Raw genomic sequence first — 23,181 nt, 5'->3', positions numbered from 1 at the left:
ATACTCAAGCACTTATAAAAGCACTTGAGTCTAAATTAGCTTAACATATTTTATTTTACAATCATTTGATTCATAAAGCGGCGTGTTTTTACTCTTTCTTTTTCTTATGTTTCTTTTTCTTCTTATGTTTTTTCTTATGTTTCTTTTTCTTATCTTCTTTTTCTTTTTTTATTTTTTTATTTTTCTTATCGTCTTTATGTTTTGGCTTTTGTGATACATCGACTTTTTCTTGAAGTTCTTTAAAAGCGGTATCAGAATTTTCCGTTGCGTTGACATTTTGTTTGGAGTGCGATGAATGGTTTTCATAATCATCTTGATTCGTCATAGCACGTTTTTCTAAAGTATCGTACAAATTTTGAACCGACCGCACTGCTTGTTGAACGATTGAAGGAATACCATTACGATAATAGTTTACGCCATTTGTTATTTGTCCAATTGCTCTTAAGTTATTTAAGGTACCATATAACGGACTAATCACTTCATTTGTTGCAGGAACGATTTGTATACCTCCCATTGGATGCGATTGAATGATTTGTCGATTAGCGATATCTAATAATAATGCGTCATCATCATCTAATTGAGATAAATGTTTTTTTGCGCCAGTTGCATTAATGACAACCTCTGCTTTTAGCACTTCATCTTGATTTTTAAACTTTAGTCTAAATTTACCGTAATAATGACGTAAATCTTCTAAACCTGAATAGATTTGAATTTGGCCGGATTTAATGTTTTCTAACACTAACTGCGCAGTTTCTCGAGGCATCGGGTTTGAGTTTTCAACGATATAACGTTGATATTTACGAATAAATTGTTCTTGATCATCACGACTAAAACTATTCCAAATCCAATCCATATTTTCTTTGATGACTTCAAGTAAACTTTGAAATTTACCAAGTTCTTGAGGGTGATTCAAATCATAAGTTAAATCACGAATCGCATCGTATTTACGTCGCTTAAGCAGCCTTTGTAAAGGGATATTTAACGCTTCACATTCTTTTTTAAATAAAGCAATCGCTTCATCTAATGGAACACAGCCCATATGTTTTTGTTTTAACGCATCAAATTGTGCAAGCGTCAAATACTTTAATGTGATATCAATCATTTCGCCGCGAACGCTAGGCATTTTACCACTTCGACTGGCTACAATGATCGGTTTATTTTGGTGATGTTTAACAGTATGGCGTATGACATCTAAACTTGCTAAACCGCTACCTATAATCACAATTCGATCTGTATCTTTGACATTATCCAATGTACGATTTGCGGGATAAGGTGAATGAATATAATTTTTAGTGCCTTTGAGATGATATGGATCGTTATAACTTAAAGTACCAATCGTTAAAAAGACATAATCATATTTTTTACATGTTGTTTCATCATTTTTAGTACAAATATGAATGGTTCTTGGTATGATGGCATCATTTGCTTCCTCAATATACATTTGAGTTACTTCATTCGTGATGATATTAATATTTTGAAAAGAGGAATGAAAGGTCTCAAGTTGGTCTCTCATATAATGACCAAATACAAACCTTGGTAAATAATCAGCATTTCCATACTGATATTCATCATGTGCTTCATACCACTCTTTAAATTCATGAATGTTATCTTGATTTAAAGAAATCATAGAGGTAGGTACATTAGTAAGTAAATCTTCACTATCGTCTTGAAACGGTTTTCCTTGTCCCATATTTTTATCATTATCATAAACGTCAACTTCCAACTGATTAAACTTTTCAAACTTCACTAAATGCCGTAATACACTCACGCCAGCTGTACCCATACCAATAATAGCGACTCTCATTTTAATCACCCTTTCTCCAAGTTTCCTTTTAATTCTACCCTAATCTTCCTCAGATTAATAATAATCGAATGAATTTTTACTATTGAAATTCTATGTTAAAATAAATGAACTTATACCACATTATCTTAGAGGTGATTCACTTGCTAAAAAAGTGTTTTAAATTATTAATTCTCGTAGTAGTGTTTTTCTTTTATTTTGGAAAGAACAATAAAGCCGAATAATATGTCACGTATAACAACATGTGTAAAATTTATGTGCTGTTTTAACTTTAATCCATATAAAAAACCGACCTTCAAATGATGAAAGTCGGTTTGTTATTATTCGTGATTTTTACCATCTTGGTGTTTCTTATCGTCTTTGTAGACATACCAATTAAAGTATTTCCCCTCAGTCTTCATATCTTTATAGAAATCAGCCATAATTGTTGCGTTACTCTTCGCCCAATTGATATCTGTAGCATATTGATGCTCACCTGGGTTTTTAGGATTCCAACGCATACTGTATAGTGTGTTTTGTTCAGGGTTTTTTAGATAATGATCATGAATGAATTCTGCCCCACCATAAATGGCTTTTTCAGGTGTGTCCCATCCTTTTTTCTTAGCATATTCTGCACCTGTTTTTATTGGATCTTCATCAAGCGCACCTACACCATAGAAGTTATAATATTTTTTACCATCTATCTCTACACCATTCGAAAGTTCTGATGCAACAGAACCCGTTTCAAGTAAGGCATGAGATATTAAGTATACTTCATTCACTTGTTTCGCTTTTGCGGCATTTAGAAAATCTTCTGTATGATTGAGCAATGTAGGATGATTAATTAACATTCTTTTAATACGATTATCATCAATACCTTGATACTTAGACAAATCTAAAAACTGATACTTTTGTTTTTTATCATCCATAAATCTTGAACTATCCATTGCTTCTCGAATTTCAGTTGGAGAAGCATCACGCCAATTCGTGTGTTCTTTATTAGAAACTTGTTGACTTGTATAATTATCAATTTGTTTTTTTGCAGCCTGATCAAGTGTCACATTTAATTTTTCAACACGTTCTACTTGCTTGACTGATTTAAAGAAAATTTGGTCTTTGATCATTGAAAAAAATAAAAACCCTGCAATTGCCGCTACAATGAGTAACACGATTACAGAAATCAATGAACCTTGTTTGTGCTTTCTCATAAACACACCTCTTCATTATGTTGTTTCAATGGAATAAACCATTCATCTTTTAAACGTTCACGCTTGAATACAAATTTTACCACCAATAGCGAACGAACACAATTGAAGTTACATCTTGTCATGAATTCATAAAAGAAAAGTAATGAATATGTAAAGAAATTCATTACTTTTCGTGTGGGTTATAATCCATCATAATAAAACTTGCTGCTTGAGAGCGATTTTTATAATAGTACTTCGTCAAATCAATCGCACCTTCTATATCACCATCACGATACATCATTTCTTTCGTCATATTATTAATCATAACGAAATTAGCGCGATCACGAATGACATCTAAATCATCATTGCGTGCAAAGAAATGTTCTAAGTTTAAATGTTCGTAGTCCATAGATTCCTCCACTTTGTCTTTTTTAATAAAATGACGTCGTAAAACGGACAAACATAACGCTTTATATCAAAAATTTAACATAACCATTGTTTTAGTGTTGAATTTAATCTAAAAATATCATAAAAATGCACGTGCCTCAATCATTTTAAACCGATATGACTATATATGACCGGTCAATATATATTTTAGGAGTTTATTTAATGAATTTTGACGCTTTATACTTAAAATATGAAAAATTTTTACATTACCTACTAAAAAGGTACTATATATCTTATAATTATGATGAGATTTTTCAGATGCTTTTAATACGACTATGGGAATTGCAAGTTCATTTTGATATGTCGCGTTCAAGCGATTTTCATCGTTATATACGCACGAAACTTCATTATTACCTTTTAGATCTTATAAGAAAAGAGATGCGAATACCTTTAACCTGTGATATCGACAATCTTACCACCACAGTACAATCTGCACATATTCCCCTGCAATTATCCTTAATCACACATCAATTATCTTCCAAGCAAGCCAAATGGTTAAACCTTCACCTCAGCGGTTTTACCCAAAAAGAAATCCACGAAATGATGCATTGCTCACTGAGTTCAGTTAAAAACTATAAAAAACAAACTTATGCCATTTTAAAAGCACAGTTAGATTATAATTAAGAAAGGATTTCTTTAATGACACAGTTTAATACCCTTCTATATTTCGAAACATCTTGCGCCATGACACACCAGCTCAATATACAGTTCAAACACTTTAATCTTCACTCTTCGCTAACAATGACCGCATTTATAAAATCGTTACTCCAAAACCACCACAAACATTATTCCACTCAAATAAAGTTATCATCAGAAATGTTAAACATCGGCCAATATATACCGATTTTCATTACTCCTGAACTGATTCTTTGCCCCTTGTTCGCAAAACGTTCCACATATCAAGTCTATATCAATATGACACAAGTCATCGGGATGTCATCAATACAAGAGCGTACTCGCATTATTTTTAATAATAACCAACACTTGGTTGTTGAACAATCTATCACATTTTGTTCAAAAAAATGGAAAGAAAGTTTATTTTTAGGTCAATTAATTCTAAGTCAATCTATTTAGTTTAAAGTCAATTAAACGCTTAGTTAAATAACCGTTGACAGGCTTTATAAAAACTACAGCAATTACAATCATGATAATACTTGATATAAATATCAAGATGACGTTATTTAAGCCTAGAGTTGCTGTGGGTGTTATAAAATATTTAATAGACGATAAAGACAATAATAAACCTGTAATCAAAATTCCAAGTAGCAATGTATTTGCAATCATTAAACCTAATAATGTGGTCAATAAATGTAATTGTGACTTCGGTTGATTATTGTATACATGCCTTGATAAAAACGAGATGACAAATTGATTTTGTGTACGGTATTGAGCTTTAAAAGTCGCTGCATTAAGAGATTCTAACTCTGAATGTAAAATGCTACGTTCTTTTTTATTCAAAAACCATAATTGTTTTTCAATTTTAGTTTTAAACGTTTTTTGTCCCATGATGCACTCCTTTGTCTTTTATATTATTTAAAAAGACTCAAACCTTCGTAAAATATCGAAGTGTTTGAGTCTCTATTTTTCAAAACGATTCGATTATAAAATACTTAATCCCGAGCTTTGAATATCTTTAGCAAATCCTTTAACAGTATCAACAGATAATTCATCAATATCTCTACCGATATTTGAAATTTTCTTAACCACATCACCAGGGCACGTAATAATATCTGCACCAATTTCATCTGCTTGAATCACATTAAATAATTCACGACAACTTGCCCATAGTAATTGAACACCTTGCTTACTATGTGTCACTTCTACAGATTCTTTCATTAATGGTAATGGATCTACACCCGTGTCAGCGATTCGCCCTGCAAAAACTGATACATATGTTTCAACACCTTCAGTAACTGCATCAGTAATTGCTTTTACTTGTTCAATTGTGTAAACTGCTGTCACATTGAGCTTAACACCTTTAGCAGATAACTTTTCAATTAAAGGTAACATAGATTCACCTTTTGTGTTGACAATAGGTATCTTGACGAAAATATTCTCACCGAATTGTTGAATGATTTCAGCTTCTTTTTCCATCGTTTCCATATCATCTCCAAATACTTCGAATGATACAGAAGCATCAGGAATTGCCTCTACAACTTCTTTTGCAAACTGCGTGTAATCTTTAACACCCGCTTTTGCCATTAAGCTTGGATTCGTCGTAAATCCGTCTACTTCTTTATTTTGATACGCTTGTTTCATTTGATTGATATCTGCACCATCGGCAAATACTTGTACATTTAATTTTTTCATAATGTCCTCCTAGATGTATAAGTTGATATTAATGTTATATCATTTTTTAGGATAGAAATGCTATATTTACGCTTGCAGATGATGAAAGTAACCATTTTTTTAAGAAAATAAAATATAATATGATATGATATTAAACGATAAGGAGGCACACGCATGTCAAAATCAAAGAAATATTTTTATTTAAGTGTATTATTTTTGCTACTTAGTTTATATTGTAATGCATTCAATCCACTTTTACATTTGCATTTTAATAGTATCGTAAAAATTATTATCGTAAGTGTATTTGTTAATGCACTCATTCTTGTCTTCACTATTATATTTGCTGACAAATCTATTAAATATTTGCCTGAAAGCAAAAGTTGGATTCACCGTGCGGCGAAGATAATGCCATGGATTATTTTTTGTGTTTTATTATTTCAAATTGCATCAGCATTATACTTATTCGGCATTATTTAAACTCATAGAGGGGGTTAATCATGGGGTATTTATATATTTTTGTAGGGGGTGCTTTAGGCGCGTTAATACGCTACATGCTCTCTTTTCTCCCTTTATGGCATGGTTTACCAATAGGCACATTCCTTGCCAATATGTTTAGCGCTTTTTTTATGGGATTTTTATCAACGTATTCGCTTCGTTTTCTAGAAACGCATACTTATCTAAAAAAAGGGATTACAACAGGATGTTTAGGCGCACTAACAACATTTTCTACATTTCAGTTTGAGGTATTCACATTTATTTCAATCAACGCATGGTTTACAGGCTTTTTATACCTCACCTTGAGTAGTTTATTAGGCATCGTCTGTTGTATTTTAGGTTTGAAGTTAGGGGATGATGTTTCATGAACATCCTACTCATCATCTTAGGAGGCGGACTTGGGGCAACTTTTCGCGCTTTATTGACAAACATCTTTAATAAATTGAAATTCACCACTTTTCCTATCGCCACATTATTTATCAATTTAGCCGGTTGTTTTATGTTTGGTATATTAAGCCCATTGCTCATATCTGAAAGTCACTCAACCCTTTTTCTTACAGTTGGTGTGCTCGGTGGCTTCACTACTTTTTCTACTTTACAACTTGAACTTTCCTCACTTATCAAACAACAAAAATGGGTTCAAGTTATACATTTACTTTTTTTTCAATATATAGGTTGTTTAGTGTGTGTCATTGCTGGTTACGCAATTTCACAATATTTTTTTAACTAAACATCTCTAATGTAACGTGAAATCTTTAAAAGCATTTAAGTCAACTTAACAATAATAGAGTAATTGTATATCATTCATCAACCTATATTAATAACAGACACTTAAAGCCACCAACATGTGACTAAATAAATGTTGGTGGCTTGTTTTACTAATCATAAGTCTATCATTAGTCGTTTGTAAGAGATTATTTTCCGTTAAAAGTTAAAGGGTCAGGACCTATACGCTTATTTTGATTTAAAGCATTTAATTGATCCATTTGCTTTTGTGATAACTCAAAATCAAAAACGTTTATATTTTCCTCAATACGTGTTGGCGTAATAGATTTAGGTATTGTCACAACACCTTGTTGTATATTCCATCTCACAATCACTTGAGCTGGAGATTTGTGAACTTCTTTTGCAATACTTTGTACAGAATCATCAGATAAAATTTGCGCATTCATTAATGGAGACCAGGATTCCATTCTAATATTTTGAGCTTCAAGGTACGCTTTTAAGTTTTCTTGTGTTAAATAAGGATGAAATTCGACTTGATTAATGACGGGTTTAATTGAAGTTTCTGATAATAGTTGATCCATATGTTCAATATTAAAGTTACTGACCCCAATATTTTTAACTTTACCCGCTTTGTATAAGTCTTCCATCCCCTTCCATGTGTCAATCATTACTGTGTCATCTAGACCTGGCCAATGTACTAAATACAAATCTAAATAATCTAGACCTAATGACTTTAAAGATCTTTCATAAGCCGCTTCAACGTTGTGACGACCGTAATCTTGTAACCATATTTTAGAAGTTATAAATAAATCCTCTCGCTGAAGATGAGATGCAGCGAGTGCTTCTTTAATGCCTTCTCCTACTTTTTCTTCATTGTTATAAATCATTGCGGTATCAATACTACGATATCCATGCAAAATGGCATGTTTAACCGCTTCTTTGGCTGTATCATCGTTTTGTACTCGAAAAACACCTAATCCAATTTGAGGCATCTCATTACCATTGTAAAATGTTACATTATTCATCATCTTCACCCTTTCTTTATTCAAATTAATCATAACGAAGGTTAAAACATACGTAAATTTTTTTGTCTCATTCTTAATAAAACACATGACCTACACTTGTAACAGTAGAATCAAAATAAGAGTAGGACACTTAATGCCCTACTCTTTCGCCTAGCCTATTATTTAATTGATTTAACATACATTGAAATTAAACTAGAAAGGCGGCTGCACAATCTAATTAAATGATTCAATTTCGTCCATAATTGCTTGCAAATCATTCACATCATATTGAATGCGTCCGTGGAAAACAAACTTATTAAAGAACTCATCAAGTTGTGCAGGTCCGACTAATACTTTAGTTCCACTTTGTGAAGCATAATTTGAAATCGTGATGTCACCATCATGTCTTGGATTAAAATAAAGAATTGCTGTTGGCGCATATTTAAGGTTTAGCTTTTGTTGCAATGTCGTTGCCAGCTTTTCAATTGATTCAAGTTGAGACGTATAATCTACTACTGAAAGCGCTTGTCTCTCTTCATTTTGATCAAGTACAATCGTTTGAGGAGATTGTCCATCTAAATTTAACGTTTTAAATACGTGTTCCATCATAGGATTGTCTTTAAATTGATTTTGACTGACACCCTGGTATACATGTCCTTTTAACAATTCTGAATCAATAATATAGAGACCTGTACGTGTCAATACAAGATGACTAATTCGCGTAATGTCTTCTAAAGTGTTAGTTGGCATAAAGATATTCGCCATGATATGCATATCTTCAGGACGAATACGCTTTTCTTTAACTAGACGTTCTCTAATTCCCAATAAGCGCATATCAGTAATATATTCACTATCATTTTTTGAGAATAATTTTAATGCATCGATTTCACGATTTTTTGATGACAACATAGAGTCATATTGCTCTTTATGACGCGTATCTGATTTTTTCTTTTCAATACGTGCTTTTTCAAGAGCTTCCTTATGCTCATGATTTAATTTTTCTTCTTTAGATTGAAATTGATTCGAATACGTTTCTTTCACTTTTTTCTTACTGCGCAAGGCAAAGAGAAACATGATTAGAAACAAAAGTGCGAGGGCACTCGCAACGATTAACCCAATTTGAATGGGATCTAATTGTGACATGAACAATTACCTACCTTTTCTTCATTTGCTTTATTATCATCATTATATAAAAAAGCGAATCAAATCGCGAATCTTAATTAAGAAAACTTTATTTTAATGCTTCTACTGATTGTTTAAGAATATCGATCTTATCCGTTTTTTCCCATGGAACATTAATATCATTGCGTCCAAAATGACCATATGCAGCAGTTTGTTTGTAAATAGGACGTTGTAAGTCTAACATTTTAATAATCCCAGCAGGTCGTAAATCAAAGTTTTGTCTTACCGCTTCAATGAGGATACTTTCTGAAACTTTGCCTGTCCCAAACGTGTCGATTGAAATAGATACAGGCTGCGCGACACCAATTGCATATGCAATTTGGACTTCACATTTATCTGCTAGGCCTGCAGCGACAATGTTTTTAGCTACATAGCGTGCAGCATACGCAGCAGAACGGTCTACTTTTGTCGGATCTTTACCCGAAAATGCACCGCCACCATGGCGCGCATAACCGCCGTAAGTATCAACGATAATCTTGCGCCCTGTAAGACCAGCATCCCCTTGAGGACCACCGATAACAAAACGGCCTGTAGGATTGATAAAGAACTTTGTATCCTCATCGATTAACTTTTTATCAACTGTAGGATAAATCACATGTTTCTTTAAATCATCTTGAATATCTTTTAATTCAATATCTTCATGATGTTGTGATGAAATAACGATGGTATCAATACGTTTTGGTTGATTGTTTTCATCATATTCAACAGTAACTTGAACTTTACCGTCTGGTCTTAAATAACTTAACGTACCATCTTTACGCACCTTTGTTAAGCGTTTAGACAATTTATGAGACAAATCAATTGGTAATGGCATAAATGTATCTGTTTCGTTAGTGGCATAACCAAACATTAATCCTTGATCGCCAGCACCCGTATTTAGAACCTCATCTTGATTATCTTCACGATATTCTAAAGCGCGATCCACACCTTGTGCGATATCTGGCGATTGTTCATCGATTGCTGTAAGCACTGACATTGTTTTGTAGTCATAACCATATTTTGCACGCGTATAGCCGATTTCTTTAACCGTTTCGCGCACAACTTTAGGAATATCTACATATGTACATGTTGTGATTTCACCAGCGATTAACGCCATCCCCGTCGTAACAGTCGTTTCACATGCTACACGCGCATTAGGGTCACCTTTCAAAATTTCATCTAAAATCGCATCAGAAATTTGATCGGCAATTTTATCTGGATGTCCTTCAGTAACTGATTCTGAAGTAAATAAGCGTCTATTGTAAGTCATATTAAGCTCCTTTAAATTTTATTACGAAGTTCTCTCTGTGACTGAGCCAATAAAAAAAGCCTTTCACACTATAAAATAGAGAGTAGGCCTTTAACGTCCATTCGCTCTTATCGTTCAGACTATATATGTCTGCAAACGGTTTGGCACCTTTCTTCTATTGAAAGAAGAGGTTGCTGGGTTTCATTGGGTCCATGTCCCTCCACCACTCAGGATAAGAGAATCCGTTAGTCCTATATTACATAAATTTTTTAATAGTGTCAATTCAGTTTCGTCTTATGTTACACAAATATAAAAGCGATTTAACAACCTAATTATTTTACTATTTTTCTCTCCAAATTACCTAATTTTGGTATGGATTATGAAATCAATGTGTTATACTCTTGAATTGTAAAGGCTTACATTTCCGAAATAACTATTGGAGGGATAAAATCATGTCGTTTGACACACAAGCAATTGACGCTTTAAAAGACAAGCCTTCATCTCATTTTCAACTTACAACAACAGAACTTTATAACAAAATATTAAAACGAGACGAAGCTGAATTAACAGAACTCGGGGCCATCAATGCAAAAACGGGCGTTTATACTGGACGTTCTCCAAAAGATAAATATATTGTAGACAATCCTCAAGTAAAAGATGATATTGATTGGGGCACAATTAATCAACCTATTTCAGAGGAAAAGTTTTTAAACTTATACTATCAAGTGATTGATTATTTGGACAGTAAAGATGAGATATTTGTTTTCAATGGTTATGCAGGTAGTGATAAAGATTCACAGCTCGATTTAACAGTCGTCAATGAGTTTGCGTGGCATAACTTATTTGCACAAAATTTATTTATCAAACCAAACTCTAAAGAAGAGGCTGCAAAAATAAAAGCTGATTTTACGATTATTTCTGCACCTACATTCAAAGCAAATCCAGAAAAAGATGGCATTCGTTCAGAAACCTTTGTAATCATTTCGTTTAAGCATAAAACGGTTTTAATCGGGGGCACGGAATATGCAGGCGAAATGAAAAAATCTATTTTCTCTGTGATGAATTATTTATTACCAGAACAAAACATTATGAGTATGCACTGCTCGGCTAATGTAGGTAATAAAGGTGATGTTGCATTATTCTTTGGATTATCTGGCACAGGTAAAACCACTTTATCCGCTGATCCAAATCGTAAATTAATCGGTGATGATGAACATGGATGGAATGAAAATGGTGTCTTTAATATTGAAGGTGGCTGTTACGCAAAAGCCATTCATCTGTCAGAAGAAAAAGAACCCCAAATTTTTAATGCCATTCGATATGGTACTGTTTTAGAAAATTGCGTTGTAGATGAACATGGTTATGTGGATTTTGATGACAATAAACTCACTGAAAATACACGTGCTGCATATCCAATTCATCACATCGACAACATTGTCGTACCATCTAAAGCATCTCATCCAAATACCATCATTTTCTTGACTGCAGATGCATTTGGCGTGTTACCTCCAATTTCTAAATTAACCAAAGATCAAGCGATGTATCATTTCTTAAGTGGATTTACATCAAAACTTGCGGGGACAGAACGTGGTATTACAGAACCTCAACCCTCATTCTCAACATGTTTTGGCGCTCCATTCCTACCGTTAAATGCTAAAGTATACGCGGATTTACTTGGTGATTTAATTGACAAACATGATGTGGATGTATATTTAGTGAATACAGGTTGGACTGGTGGTAAATATGGTATCGGAAATCGTATCGAACTACGCCATACACGTAAAATGGTGAATGACGCTATTAGTGGCAAACTAAAAAATGCTGAGTTTGAAAAAGATCATATTTTCGGATTAAATATTCCAAAAGCGGTTGAAGATGTACCTACCACAATTTTACAACCAATCAATGCATGGACAGATAAAGAAGCCTATACTACGCAAGCAAAAGAATTAGTTGAACGTTTTAAAGAAAACTTCAAAAAATTCGGTGAAGATACTCAACATCTAGAACAAACTGGTGGCTTTAAAGGATAAATCAAAAGCTGTGATACATGATTTTCATGTACCACAGCTTTTTTTATTCTCTTCAATCGTCTCCATCCAAGATTGTATATATGCTAAAACTTTTTGCATCGCTTTAGGCTTAGGGACGTGTCCCTCTTCTAATTGATACAATGTGTCGAACATCACATCTTTTTGTTGAAGTCGTGCTTCTAACACATAGGCATGCTTAATCCCCACTTGGTGATCCTTGCCTCCATGAATAATGAGTACAGGTGGTGATGATTTCTCGATGAATTTTAAGGCATCCCGAGCTTCATATGCTTTTATTGCTTTTTGAGGATGACCTATCATGCGCTTTAACATGTCTCTTAAATCTACGCGTTCTTCAAACATTAATTTTAGGTCACTTACACCACCCCAAATGATATAGCTATGCACAGGAATACGTTGAAAAGTTAATAAACCTTGAATACCACCTCGCGAAAAACCTATAAAATGGATATAAGCTTTCGGATATTGAGATTTTAAAATCCTTGTTGCCACCTCGACATCATTTAAATCTTCGCCGGCGAATTCATCTCGTCCTTCACTGCCATTATTCCCTCTATAATAAGGCGCAAATACGAGTGTATGGGGCTGAATAAATTGCAGCAACCGCGCTAAACGAACGCGCCCCACTTGTCCTTTTCCACCTCTTAAATAGACAATAATACGTTTCACACATTTTTTGGGTGTGAGGCATAACCCTTTTACAATTAAACCATCTACGTAATAAGACAATTCTTCAACAACATGTGTTTGAATATCTGCAGGCATTAACTTACGTGTCGTAAAATCCAAGCTCCGTCATCCTCTCAACACATTTTAAAATGGCTGGGTCTTCTAACAAAAAACTTTTATCACCTTTAGGCACCTCTTCAATAGATTGAAAACGAATTGGGCCATGCGTTTCAAAATAGTCTACTTTAGGCTCAATCGCATCTATAATACAGACATAAACATCCTTTGTGAAAGACCGTTGCGCATTTGTTACAGTATATTGCGCAATATAGTAAGCTGTCTGTAAATGTCCACCTGTTTCCTCATAAATTTCCCTCGCTAACGCCTGAAGTGTTGATTCTCCTTTTTCACACTTACCCCCAGGGAACTCTATGCCTCTCAGACGATGCTTTGTAAATAACATTGTATTACGATACAATGTTAAACCTAACACATGATCTCCCGTAGGTCGGTCATTAGGTTTGCAATAACGTAATTTAATATGTTGATTTTTCTGGTCAATAAACTCCAATTCCTTTTCCCCTTTACAAACTGTGTTAAAATTAAGCTAAAATAATAAGAGGAGGTCCAAGCTTGAGACAACTATTTATATTACCTATACGATTTTATCAAAAATTTATATCTCCACTCACACCGCCATCGTGTAGATTTTATCCAACATGCTCAAACTATACCATAGAAGCGATTCAGGTTCATGGTGCGTTGAAAGGCACGTGGTTAGGGGTTAAACGTATTTTAAAATGCCATCCCCTACATAAAGGCGGCTTTGATCCTGTTCCTCTTAAAAAAGATAAAAAGCACTAATATGGCTCTAAAAGTTGACGATCAATTTGAGGCGGTTCAAATTTCAATTCACCTTGTTGAAGTTGACCTGACGTCTCACATAAATCATGTTCAAAGTAATAGCCGTGCGGTGTCACATCTCCTGCAAAATCACCATGAATACTAATTAGGGCTGTAAAATAACGACTTAAAGCCGTTTCATACATGCCACCAATAACGACTTTTAAACCTTTGTCTTGCAAATATGTCATAGCACTTAATGCTCTATCGATGCCTCCAAGACGAAATGGTTTAAGTACCACTACTGAAATCGGATACGTATGAATTAGTTGTAAAATACGTTCTAATGACGTAGCAGACTCGTCAATCGCTATTGGTGGCAGCATACCTTTATCCCCCATCAACCTTAAATCTTCAAAAGGTTCCTCTATATATGCAATCTCTTCTTTCCCTAATGCATTTAAAGTAGGAATATTTGCCTCAGTCAAAGTTTGATTGGCATCTATACTCATTGGCACATCAGGATAAATCGTACGTATCATATGCACTTGTTCTAATATATCTGAAGACCACTTTAATTTTAGACGTGCAGTGTCATTCAAATTTAAAACTCTTTCATTGAAGTCCCCATTAATCGTTTGAACGGTTGGCACATTAAAAGTAGGTAGTGTATGAAATATCGGATATATTGCCATTATTAATGTAGCACGTGCAGCTGGCTTATCATTTAACTTATCTAACCAAGCTATAACTTCTTCAAAACGCGTAAATGTTTGATTTTTAATTGAACAAAACCATTGTGAAATGGCATGTTTAACATCGATAATTGTTTCTTTATAATACCAGTTGGTCTCAAATACATTTGCTTCTCCAAACCATTCTTTGCCTTGCTCATCAACCAAACCTATTACAAGAGCTTTCCGTTGTGTCATCGTCGTTTTAGGCGTCATGATAGGTTGTTTGAATTTTGGTGAAAAATTATAAAAATGAATGTCTATGAATTTCATTTTTCTACCTCTACTAAATGTTGACGTTGTAATTTTCCAGTACTTGTATAAGGTAACATTTCCACTATATAAATCGCTTTTGGAAGTTTAAATTTTGCAAGTTGCTCTTTCAAATAGTTTTCTAAAATAGGAATCACAGTTTCACCGAGTTCACTCACAATATATAATACGGGCACCGCACCCCATTTATCATCTGGTGTCCCTACACACATCGCATCTTTAACACCTTTTAGTGATTTGGCTTTCGATTCAATTTCAAAAGGATACACATTTTCTCCACCACTAATGATTAAATCTTTTCGCCGGTCATATATCGTTACATAGTCACCATCTATGCTTGCTATATCTCCAGTGTTAAAATAACCTTCCTCGTCAAACATTGAAGCGTTAATTGATTCAGGATAAAGATAGCCATTCATAACATTATCACCTTTAACAAATAGCACCCCATGCCCATCACTATTCACGTCTTTAATTTTTATACATTGTTGTGCACTTACACATCCTACCGTGTTAGGACGTTGATTCAACATTGCTGGTGATGCAGTTAAAAATTGAGAACATGTTTCAGTCATGCCAAACGAGTTGTAAATTGGAAGCTGATATTCTAATGCTTTTGTAATCAATGTACTATCTAATTTTGCACCACCAAGAAGAATTCTCTTAAGCGTGTAAGGTTTTTTCAACCCTGATTGCATTAAGCGAATTAACGTTTGCGGAACAAGCGAAAGATGTGTAATGTGTTTATGTTGTATGCATGCTAAAATAGCTCCATCGTCGAATTTTTCTTTTAAATACACTGTAAACCCATACAAAACACTTCTAATAATGATACTTAATCCCGATATGTGATAAATAGGTAAAACTGTTAGCCATCTTGACTCATCTGAAAATCCCAACGTTTCATAACAGGCTTGAGCACTTGCTTGATGATTTTTGAAAGTTTGCGGAACTGCTTTTTGAGGTCCAGTTGTACCTGATGTAAACATAATCGATGCGATGCGTTCCATGTTAAGAGGTTGTCGTCTAGCATTCGTCGTTGAATGAGAACATAATGCTGTATAGTTCATAATATGAAATTCTGACGCTAACTCAAGTGGCAACGTCGTAATAACATCTCTTACTTTGATTGAATTCAGTTGTTTTTCAATTTCATGACGTGTTAGACGATGGTTAATCATGACGATTTCAATACCATACAGCCAAGCCGCATGAATACATATGATGGCTTCAATTGAATTATTTACATATAATCCTATACGTGACCGTTCAAGTTGATTGAACTGTGCGCCTAGCTTCACAGCTTGATCATAAAGCGCTTTAAATGTTAATACACGCGTATCCGTCTCTACCGCAATTTTATTTGGCGCTATACGCGCTTGTGTTTCAAGCCAATGTTCCATGTATTAAACCTCCAACCACTATCTATTACCTATTATAATGCTAATTTTAATGACTTGCATAAGAATGACTCAAAATATTGACCAATTACTAATAAAGCGTGCTTTCTATTCATTTTAAGCACATACATATTAATATAGACAAGTGTAAAATTAGCAAACAACTCTACATCACACCTAATATACCACGCTAACTAAAGATGTAAATAAAATTGGAATAATGTCATTACAAATTACAGAATAGGGTAAAGTATTAAAAATAAACATAGAGGTGAAAAAATGGAGAAAAAAACACTCATAGAGAATTATATTGATTTAGCAGCTTCTAACAATTTAAAACTCGCAATTACATTAAAAGGTAATGTTGTATTTGGTAAACCTTATACATCAGATCATAGTGATAAATTTCAACAACAATTAAAAGAAATTAGTAATGACATTCAAGCGAATTTAAAATCACCCATTGGTTTTAATCTTAAAGATGTCACATTAGTGTCTGGAGATAAAAGCACATCGTTAGCGCATTTATTTATTTTCGTAGATGATATTACTGCTGTAACATTAGTAGATTAATGATTTATTATATGAATCGTTTATATATTCAAAATTGACCACAATAATCACTGTTCAATCACCTTCAAAACACTTTTTCAAGTGACTTTTGAAGGTGTTACAAGTATGTATTATTCGTTTACAAATGAGCATATTAATTTAAAGCTAAAGTTCTCCTCAAACACTTTAGTAACGCAATATTCAGTATACTAGTTACTGCATACGCCATCGTTTTATTCAAGCGTGAATAAGGTTGTAAGGCATGAATGCTCTTACTATAGTAACCCTATAAATTACGTGTTTCTCATCCCTTTCTGTCTACGTAATGATGCGGGCGATTTGAGCAAAAACGTTGGTTTAGAACACAATATTTCCAAATCGTTTTGTCTCAGTCATTTATAGTTATGTATTATTACAATTTTAATATATCTTTTTAACAACACCTTATACATAAAAAGAACTGAGACATACGAGCCCCAGTTCCGCTATCGCATCACACATTATCTTAAAGTATGTGCGCCTTCAATATTATTGTAAGCTTTTACTTTCATTGTTTTGTTTATTACGCTCGTTTTTTTGTTGCCATTCTTTTCGTGTCATAACATCATCTACTTGCATGTTTACTTCTACAACTTCTAATCCAGTCATATGTTTGACTTGTTCTTTAATCATTTCAGTCACTTTACGGAAAATTTTAGGTGCTGATTCACCGTATTCCAAAATAACTTTTAAATCAACCGCTGCTTGCTTTTCACCTACCTCAGCACTCACACCTTGAGTGACGTTATTACCATTTGAGAACGAACCACTTATGCTGTCTACAAAACCACCTTTCATATCTAAAATACCATTGACTTCACGTGCAGCAATACCAGCAATTTTTTCAACTACTTCATCTGTGAAAGTAAGACTATTTTTGAATTGTGGTTCACTTTGAGCGTTTTTTTCTTTTTCTTCACGTACTTTATCATTCACACCTGTTTGTTCATTATAAGCTTGTTTGAAATTTTGATTAGCCATCTAAAACACTCCTTTTAATTAATATTTTTTATATTTTCATCTAAACTAACTAAGTCTATTTATGAAATTCAAGAAATCTTGTGTACAATCTTTAATATACCCTAATCCTATTCCTACTAAACACAAAAAGGTTATTAGGATAGTTTTCCAAAAACCAAGTGTAATAAATAAAATAGCTAAAATTAGAAATAAGAAAAAGCCAATAATACGCCATTGATATGCACGAAAAAAAATCGCTAACGTATCAACTGTAGCTTGGTGTGATTGGTGATTTTCATTATTATTCATGGAAACCCTCCTTTTTACAACTATACAACACGTGGCTCATTTGAATTTTTTCGTTGATCACGTATATTTATCTCAAGGGTACGCACAGGTATCTCCGCAAAGTGTTCCACACGTTCTTTAATGTCGTTGCGAATTTTCTCATTGAGCGTTTGTACATTTGTTGTACTTGTTGGTACTAAATAATCTACTTTGATATCAATATAACTATGATTCTTCTTATTATAAAGCTTAGAGATTACGTTAGGTTGACGGATATCATCATATTGTTTCAACGTATCGTAAACTGTATTTTCAATAGATTTACGAGAAATATAAATATGACCGTCACTATAATCTTTATATAAACCTGGTTTTCGATACGTCGGTTTAAATGCGCTAAAGAATAATATTAAACCGATTAAAATTAATAGCCCTGCCAATCCAATCAATAATGGTTGAAACCAAATGAATTGGTAAAAATAATTTTGATATTGTTTTATGGATTGATGATCTATGTACATAAATAATAGAAAACCAACAATCACAACAATCAACAAGCCTAAAATAAAGTTCTTCAATCTTTTCATTATTATTCTCACCTCCTGAAAACATTAACTACTCTTAAATCTACCCTTGAAAAAATAATGAAAAACCTAATATGATAAAATTTATTAAAAGTATTCAATACCACGTCATGCTTTCTTGATTTGAAAATTTATTATTCATTTTTAATATTATATAATTGAAAATGATAAACCGAGAAATTCATCATAATGTGTTCGCAATCTTCACATAAAAAAAATCGGTTTTTTATTTAGTCACTTTTATATGAAATATCATAATTTAAAAAGGTATAATGCAGTTTCAATTTAGTGGATTTTGGAATAGGATAAGACTAAAAATGGTGTTATGTTTGAAACTAGAGACGAAAGTGACATGAGTCAACAACGGATGAATCATTCTCAAAAGAATGTGCAAATGTTGACGTAAAACATGAGAGATAGTGATAAAAATTTTGTGATTGAGCTAAAAATAGGTCCTATACTTATATTAGTCAATGAAGCATTCGCTCATCTCACTAAAAGCATAGAACCTATGAAAAATATTAAGTTATTTCACGAGAATGAAATTGTTCCTTTTCATTACAAACTATAAATTCGGTAGTTGTCCTTTTTGTTGCGACACAATTTTGTCCACCGTTTTGAATGCTAAAAGTGCAAGCGATAAATTTATTGTTAGTAGTAGAACTGTGAAATCACCTGTACTAGAACCTATACCATCATTAAATGGTGTATTGTAAATAAAGTGCGCAAAATATGCTACCAACATCCAAACTAAACCTTGTACTTTCGATATGCCAGTATCTTTAGCAATTAGAGCAACGATACCGATAGCAAATATTAGTGTAAATACCCAATGTGTACCTCCAGAAAAAGCAATACGTTCTAGAAGTAGAGAAAAACCGTCAGCTTTAGCTTTAAATATCTCTTGGAAAGTAAAATTACAGTCTTCGATAATTTGGAAACCAAGACCAATAATCATTCCGCTCACTAACGCATTTTTTAAATCCATTTTTTTTAGGATCAGCAGTACAAGTAAAACTGTAAATCCTTTACCAAATTCTTCAGCTAATGGACCACTAATAGCCGCTCCCCAATCTGCTAAAATCGCATTTGGAACTTTTAAAATAACAATTGTTGTATAGCCTACAATTGTATGGCCGATATCTGAAAAATAAACAGAAACAGTTAAAGCCATAACCCAACTTAAATGAATTACTCTTTTTGAAATTTCAAAGCGTTTTGCTAAATATCGAGTGAGTAAAATTAATGGTATTGCATATATTGCAATAAGTGCAATATTGAGCAAAAACAACGGATACTTGTTTTCTAATCCATCCGGTTTACCAAAACTCTCATAAAAGATTCTGCAACCTGAGAAAAAACTCCATATTGCAAAAAGTATAAGTGCATGATATTTGTATTTGTTAAATAAATTTTTCATGATGTACCTTTCCTATAAGTATTTTGAATAAATTAGAATAATACAAGGGCACAACGATTAAATTCTATCCCGTGCAAAAGATGAAGGTAAATAAATGTTACGCATAGCAGTACAAAGTAATATAATGTCCCCTCATCAATAACACACTTCGTGAATACTAAATGATTTTCGTTTAAAATTTGACTTTTAACTTCCAATCATCACCAGTGCAATATTGTATTACTATAAATTCATTAACCATATTATATATACACAAACTATAAATAGTCTATAAATTAATGTATTTTTAAGATTTGCAACAAATATACTCCTTGAGATAACACAATGAATTCTTTCGGCATTTCCATACATTTTATTCGTTAAAAATTAAACTTAATCAAAAGAATAGAAATTTTCATGAGGTTTGGTTCAATGGGCAACCTCTTAAATAAGGGTATACGTTACTTCTAATTATTTAGAATAAACCAATACAAAGCATCATTCGTTATTGATATGCATGATTACATCAACTTTATCACAATGCCATTGATTACCTGCTTATCCCTTTAATTAATTACTTTGCTCTCTCCTATTTTGACTGCTTATAGCTCCTATTCGATTAATAAAAAATGAATACCACCCGCTTGCCCGGGTGGATTTGATATTGTTTTCCAGTATTATTATTTAGATCACATTTACAGTAGATCAATGTTCATTTTTAATTTGTTTTTTCAGAATAAGCGTCTTCGGTTCTTTTCGATTCAATTTTATCGACTGATTTAATAGCTACAATTGCTAAACATAAGTTAAACGTTAAAATTAATACAGTCACTTCCCCAGTTTTTGAATCAATGCCATCATTGAACGGTGAGTTGACTAAGAAATGCGCGAAAATACCCATCATTAACCAGAAAACACCTTGTATTTTACTAAATCCAGTATTTTTAGCAATCAGTGCTACCATTCCCACTGCAAATAAAATAGAGAATGTCCAATGGGTACCGCCTGCATGTACAATACGTTCAATTAAAGTTGCAAAACCTTCACCATTTGCTACAAATACGTTTCTGAATGTAAAAATACAGTCTTCAATTATTTGGAAACTTAAGCCAACTATCATACCACTGACTAACGCATGTTTTAAATCCATTTTTTTGAAAAGCAGTAAGATAATTAGAACTGTCAACCCCTTAGCAAATTCTTCAGCAAATGGACCTGATACAGCAGCGCCCCATTGATTAATAAAAGATTGTGGTGGGTTAATTACTTTAATCCAAAAAAGTGCAACAATCAAATGGCCTATACCGGACAAATAAAGGGAGGCAGTTAAACCCATAATCCAACTTAACGTCACTACTTTTTTAGAAATCTCAAAGCGTTTTGTTAAATAACGTGCCAATAGTATCAAGGGAATTGCGTAAATAGCGATAAGAGAAATATTAAGTAAAAATAATGGATACTTTTCTTCAAAACCATTTGGCTTACCAAAGTTAGTATAATAGAGTTTAAAACCAGACATAAAGCTCCACACCGCAAAAATTACAAGTGCATGATATTTGTATTTTTTCAAAAATTTTTTCATGATGTTTCTCTTCCTATACATAATTTTTTGAATACCAAAATTAATACTTTGCATATAGGTAGACAATCTTACAAAAAGACGAAATCGTATAGACTTATTTTGAAATACCATAGTCCTCTAAACTACCGTCACTATCAGAGTTATCATCTAATTACTCACACAGTTTATAATAATCATCTTATTGTTTTAAAAATCTCCTTATGCGCATTTGATATTCTATCAATCCTTTAATAATATTATATACCAATAAACTTTAAATCCTTTTATATTTAATAGATTATTAAGGTTTTGGTGGTTAATCTAAGTTAACCTTAAGCTAACGACTGACATACTAGCAATGCATACTCAAAACTTGTTTTGCCGTAGAATAGGTTGCCATTCTCAATTTGACCATCATAACAGTGAACGATTTAACTTGAAACCTTAACTATATCTTTGTTTTACATAAATGACTGACTATGAATACTGTAAAACGTAAATCATTAAATGATCAACTAATTGAACAACCGTTCCCTTGGACGTTACGTATCTAATACAATGTTCACATTAGACAACTAGAAACAGCAAAAAACCGTCATATCAACGTTTGTGATTACGTGATACAACGGTAGATTTACGAAATATAAATAATTAACGGAGAGTGAGGGACAATTGATATTCCCTACCATTATCTAAAACCGTATAACTACGGTATTTTTAGTGATTAACTTTTTATCTAAAACTAACAAAACAAAACTATTTTGACACGTGATTGACACGTGCAACATAAAAAGCGACCCTTTTACAGGTCGCTTTAATGATGAGAGAGAATTTTATAAGTGATTGACCACAAGATACTTAATTTTACCCATTCACTGATTTCTAAAACATAAATAAAGAGCCGTATTAAATTACGACTCTAATGTCAGTAAATATAACCCAGCATGAGTTATGTTTGTTTTTACCACTGATTTGTACTTTTAAAACATAAAGGCGTAATTAATATTAAGATAGGCAACCGTCGAAACAGTTGCCTTGAATACATTCCCTATTTTTTTCACAAATCATTTTCATGAAATTATATTTATTTTAGTATGAAAATCACGTATCACTAGTGTATAGTTTCTTTTATAAATAATAGTTAGTTTTTAGTAACCTATTTTACCTTCTGATTCATCCACAAATTTTATGTGATCAATATCTATTCCTGAATATTCATATATTTTGATAGCACTTAAGTCATCAAAACTCTTAATGTATTTTTCAAAAGCTTTTTCACGTTGTTCTTTACTACCTATATCAGAAATAGTTTCATTAATAAAAAAGTGTTCTCCATTTTTCAACACAACTTTTATTCTTTGATTTTTTCCATCCATATTAACCCTCCCCCATCCAAGGCATCGTATTTATAAAATATAGTAGTTCAACGACAAGTGTAAAAATTCACAATTTTCATTAAATACTTTTCTTTGATGTATTTAATTTTA

General features: G+C 32.9%; 26 protein-coding genes and 1 riboswitch. Of the genes, 8 read left to right on the top strand and 18 right to left on the bottom strand.

Annotated elements, in window-relative coordinates:
* Positions 1-88: 88 nt before the first annotated feature.
* From G8Y85_RS08610 to G8Y85_RS08600, 3 genes are all read right to left on the bottom strand, one after another.
* Positions 89-1,804, bottom strand: coding sequence for an FAD/NAD(P)-binding protein (locus G8Y85_RS08610; RefSeq protein ID WP_165805706.1), 1,716 nt, complete (start codon positions 1,802-1,804; stop codon positions 89-91).
* A 317-nt stretch (positions 1,805-2,121) separates the two neighbouring features.
* Positions 2,122-2,988, bottom strand: a complete 867-nt coding sequence (gene sagB, locus G8Y85_RS08605; RefSeq protein WP_060551292.1) for a peptidoglycan release complex glucosaminidase SagB — start codon at positions 2,986-2,988, stop codon at positions 2,122-2,124.
* A gap of 163 nt (positions 2,989-3,151) precedes the next feature.
* Positions 3,152-3,376, bottom strand: a complete 225-nt coding sequence (locus G8Y85_RS08600; RefSeq protein WP_037565599.1) for a hypothetical protein — start codon at positions 3,374-3,376, stop codon at positions 3,152-3,154.
* A 200-nt stretch (positions 3,377-3,576) separates the two neighbouring features.
* Between G8Y85_RS08600 and G8Y85_RS08595 the strand changes: the two genes are divergently transcribed.
* Together G8Y85_RS08595 and G8Y85_RS12530 are read left to right on the top strand one after the other, a co-directional pair.
* Positions 3,577-4,038: a sigma-70 family RNA polymerase sigma factor gene (locus G8Y85_RS08595; RefSeq protein ID WP_060551294.1), complete on the top strand. Its 462-nt coding sequence runs from the start codon at positions 3,577-3,579 to the stop codon at positions 4,036-4,038.
* Between the two features lie 15 nt (positions 4,039-4,053).
* Positions 4,054-4,488: a competence protein ComK gene (locus G8Y85_RS12530; protein ID WP_107401571.1), complete on the top strand. Its 435-nt coding sequence runs from the start codon at positions 4,054-4,056 to the stop codon at positions 4,486-4,488.
* Here the strand turns inward: G8Y85_RS12530 and G8Y85_RS08585 are convergent.
* On the bottom strand, positions 4,471-4,920 hold the full coding sequence (locus G8Y85_RS08585; RefSeq protein WP_103345185.1) for a hypothetical protein: 450 nt from the start codon (positions 4,918-4,920) through the stop codon (positions 4,471-4,473). The two genes, G8Y85_RS12530 and G8Y85_RS08585, sit on opposite strands and share 18 nt — an antisense overlap.
* Before the next feature lie 93 nt (positions 4,921-5,013).
* Positions 5,014-5,724 carry a transaldolase gene (locus G8Y85_RS08580; protein WP_037565603.1) on the bottom strand — a complete coding sequence of 237 codons (711 nt, stop codon included), beginning with the start codon at positions 5,722-5,724 and terminating at the stop codon, positions 5,014-5,016.
* A gap of 153 nt (positions 5,725-5,877) precedes the next feature.
* Between G8Y85_RS08580 and G8Y85_RS08575 the strand changes: the two genes are divergently transcribed.
* The 3 genes from G8Y85_RS08575 to G8Y85_RS08565 are packed head-to-tail and all read left to right on the top strand — an operon-like array spanning position 5,878 to position 6,928.
* On the top strand, positions 5,878-6,180 hold the full coding sequence (locus tag G8Y85_RS08575) for a hypothetical protein (protein ID WP_165805704.1): 303 nt from the start codon (positions 5,878-5,880) through the stop codon (positions 6,178-6,180).
* 20 nt (positions 6,181-6,200) lie between these two features.
* Positions 6,201-6,566, top strand: coding sequence for a fluoride efflux transporter CrcB (crcB, locus tag G8Y85_RS08570; RefSeq protein WP_165805703.1), 366 nt, complete (start codon positions 6,201-6,203; stop codon positions 6,564-6,566).
* Positions 6,563-6,928 (top strand): fluoride efflux transporter FluC, encoded by a 366-nt coding sequence (locus G8Y85_RS08565; protein WP_103345183.1) that lies wholly within the window; start codon positions 6,563-6,565, stop codon positions 6,926-6,928. Before crcB ends, G8Y85_RS08565 begins: the two co-directional genes overlap by 4 nt.
* Before the next feature lie 184 nt (positions 6,929-7,112).
* Here the strand turns inward: G8Y85_RS08565 and G8Y85_RS08560 are convergent, their stop codons facing one another.
* The 3 genes from G8Y85_RS08560 to metK all read right to left on the bottom strand — a co-directional run bounded on the left by G8Y85_RS08560 (position 7,113) and on the right by metK (position 10,359).
* Positions 7,113-7,949, bottom strand: a complete 837-nt coding sequence (locus G8Y85_RS08560; RefSeq protein WP_165805702.1) for an aldo/keto reductase — start codon at positions 7,947-7,949, stop codon at positions 7,113-7,115.
* Between the two features lie 213 nt (positions 7,950-8,162).
* Positions 8,163-9,071: a nuclease-related domain-containing protein gene (locus tag G8Y85_RS08555; protein WP_060551299.1), complete on the bottom strand. Its 909-nt coding sequence runs from the start codon at positions 9,069-9,071 to the stop codon at positions 8,163-8,165.
* A gap of 88 nt (positions 9,072-9,159) precedes the next feature.
* On the bottom strand, positions 9,160-10,359 hold the full coding sequence (gene metK / locus G8Y85_RS08550) for a methionine adenosyltransferase (RefSeq protein ID WP_165805701.1): 1,200 nt from the start codon (positions 10,357-10,359) through the stop codon (positions 9,160-9,162).
* A 104-nt stretch (positions 10,360-10,463) separates the two neighbouring features.
* Positions 10,464-10,577: riboswitch (SAM riboswitch) on the bottom strand.
* 213 nt (positions 10,578-10,790) lie between these two features.
* On the opposite strand from metK, the gene pckA reads away from it, so the two are divergent.
* Positions 10,791-12,371 carry a phosphoenolpyruvate carboxykinase (ATP) gene (gene pckA, locus G8Y85_RS08545; RefSeq protein WP_060551301.1) on the top strand — a complete coding sequence of 527 codons (1,581 nt, stop codon included), beginning with the start codon at positions 10,791-10,793 and terminating at the stop codon, positions 12,369-12,371.
* 24 nt (positions 12,372-12,395) lie between these two features.
* Here the strand turns inward: pckA and G8Y85_RS08540 are convergent, their stop codons facing one another.
* Complete coding sequence (locus G8Y85_RS08540; RefSeq protein WP_060551302.1) at positions 12,396-13,181, bottom strand: alpha/beta hydrolase family protein; 786 nt, start codon at positions 13,179-13,181, stop codon at positions 12,396-12,398.
* On the bottom strand, positions 13,162-13,632 hold the full coding sequence (gene ytkD, locus G8Y85_RS08535; RefSeq protein ID WP_107371213.1) for an RNA deprotection pyrophosphohydrolase: 471 nt from the start codon (positions 13,630-13,632) through the stop codon (positions 13,162-13,164). Before ytkD ends, G8Y85_RS08540 begins: the two co-directional genes overlap by 20 nt.
* 62 nt (positions 13,633-13,694) lie before the next feature.
* On the opposite strand from ytkD, the gene yidD reads away from it, so the two are divergent.
* Positions 13,695-13,925 carry a membrane protein insertion efficiency factor YidD gene (gene yidD, locus G8Y85_RS08530; RefSeq protein WP_107387001.1) on the top strand — a complete coding sequence of 77 codons (231 nt, stop codon included), beginning with the start codon at positions 13,695-13,697 and terminating at the stop codon, positions 13,923-13,925.
* Here yidD and menC read toward each other — a convergent pair.
* Together menC and menE are read right to left on the bottom strand one after the other, a co-directional pair.
* Entirely contained in the window at positions 13,922-14,911 is a 990-nt protein-coding gene (gene menC / locus G8Y85_RS08525) for an o-succinylbenzoate synthase (RefSeq protein WP_107401574.1), read from the bottom strand. The genes yidD and menC overlap by 4 nt on opposite strands.
* On the bottom strand, positions 14,908-16,314 hold the full coding sequence (menE, locus tag G8Y85_RS08520; RefSeq protein WP_103345179.1) for an o-succinylbenzoate--CoA ligase: 1,407 nt from the start codon (positions 16,312-16,314) through the stop codon (positions 14,908-14,910). Before menE ends, menC begins: the two co-directional genes overlap by 4 nt.
* Positions 16,315-16,590: 276 nt before the next feature.
* Between menE and G8Y85_RS08515 the strand changes: the two genes are divergently transcribed.
* Positions 16,591-16,884: a hypothetical protein gene (locus tag G8Y85_RS08515; protein ID WP_060551306.1), complete on the top strand. Its 294-nt coding sequence runs from the start codon at positions 16,591-16,593 to the stop codon at positions 16,882-16,884.
* 507 nt (positions 16,885-17,391) lie between these two features.
* Here G8Y85_RS08515 and G8Y85_RS08510 read toward each other — a convergent pair.
* From G8Y85_RS08510 to G8Y85_RS08485, 6 genes are all read right to left on the bottom strand, one after another.
* Complete coding sequence (locus G8Y85_RS08510) at positions 17,392-17,883, bottom strand: Asp23/Gls24 family envelope stress response protein (protein WP_039645142.1); 492 nt, start codon at positions 17,881-17,883, stop codon at positions 17,392-17,394.
* 45 nt (positions 17,884-17,928) lie between these two features.
* Positions 17,929-18,171, bottom strand: a complete 243-nt coding sequence (locus G8Y85_RS08505) for a DUF2273 domain-containing protein (RefSeq protein ID WP_060551308.1) — start codon at positions 18,169-18,171, stop codon at positions 17,929-17,931.
* Positions 18,172-18,191: 20 nt separating this feature from the next.
* Positions 18,192-18,737, bottom strand: a complete 546-nt coding sequence (amaP, locus tag G8Y85_RS08500) for an alkaline shock response membrane anchor protein AmaP (protein ID WP_060551309.1) — start codon at positions 18,735-18,737, stop codon at positions 18,192-18,194.
* A gap of 562 nt (positions 18,738-19,299) precedes the next feature.
* Complete coding sequence (locus G8Y85_RS08495; protein ID WP_210433361.1) at positions 19,300-20,025, bottom strand: PrsW family glutamic-type intramembrane protease; 726 nt, start codon at positions 20,023-20,025, stop codon at positions 19,300-19,302.
* Positions 20,026-20,851: 826 nt separating this feature from the next.
* A complete protein-coding gene (locus G8Y85_RS08490; RefSeq protein ID WP_165805700.1) occupies positions 20,852-21,715 on the bottom strand; it encodes a PrsW family glutamic-type intramembrane protease in 864 nt (287 codons plus the stop codon).
* Between the two features lie 1,127 nt (positions 21,716-22,842).
* Positions 22,843-23,070 (bottom strand): hypothetical protein, encoded by a 228-nt coding sequence (locus tag G8Y85_RS08485; RefSeq protein WP_165805699.1) that lies wholly within the window; start codon positions 23,068-23,070, stop codon positions 22,843-22,845.
* Between the last annotated feature and the right edge of the window lie 111 nt (positions 23,071-23,181).

This window comes from Staphylococcus sp. 11007852, assembly GCF_011394325.1.
Lineage (GTDB): Bacteria > Bacillota > Bacilli > Staphylococcales > Staphylococcaceae > Staphylococcus > Staphylococcus agnetis.
The sequence above is the reverse complement of the archived record's forward strand: the minus strand, read 5'-3'. Positions and strand labels throughout refer to the sequence as shown.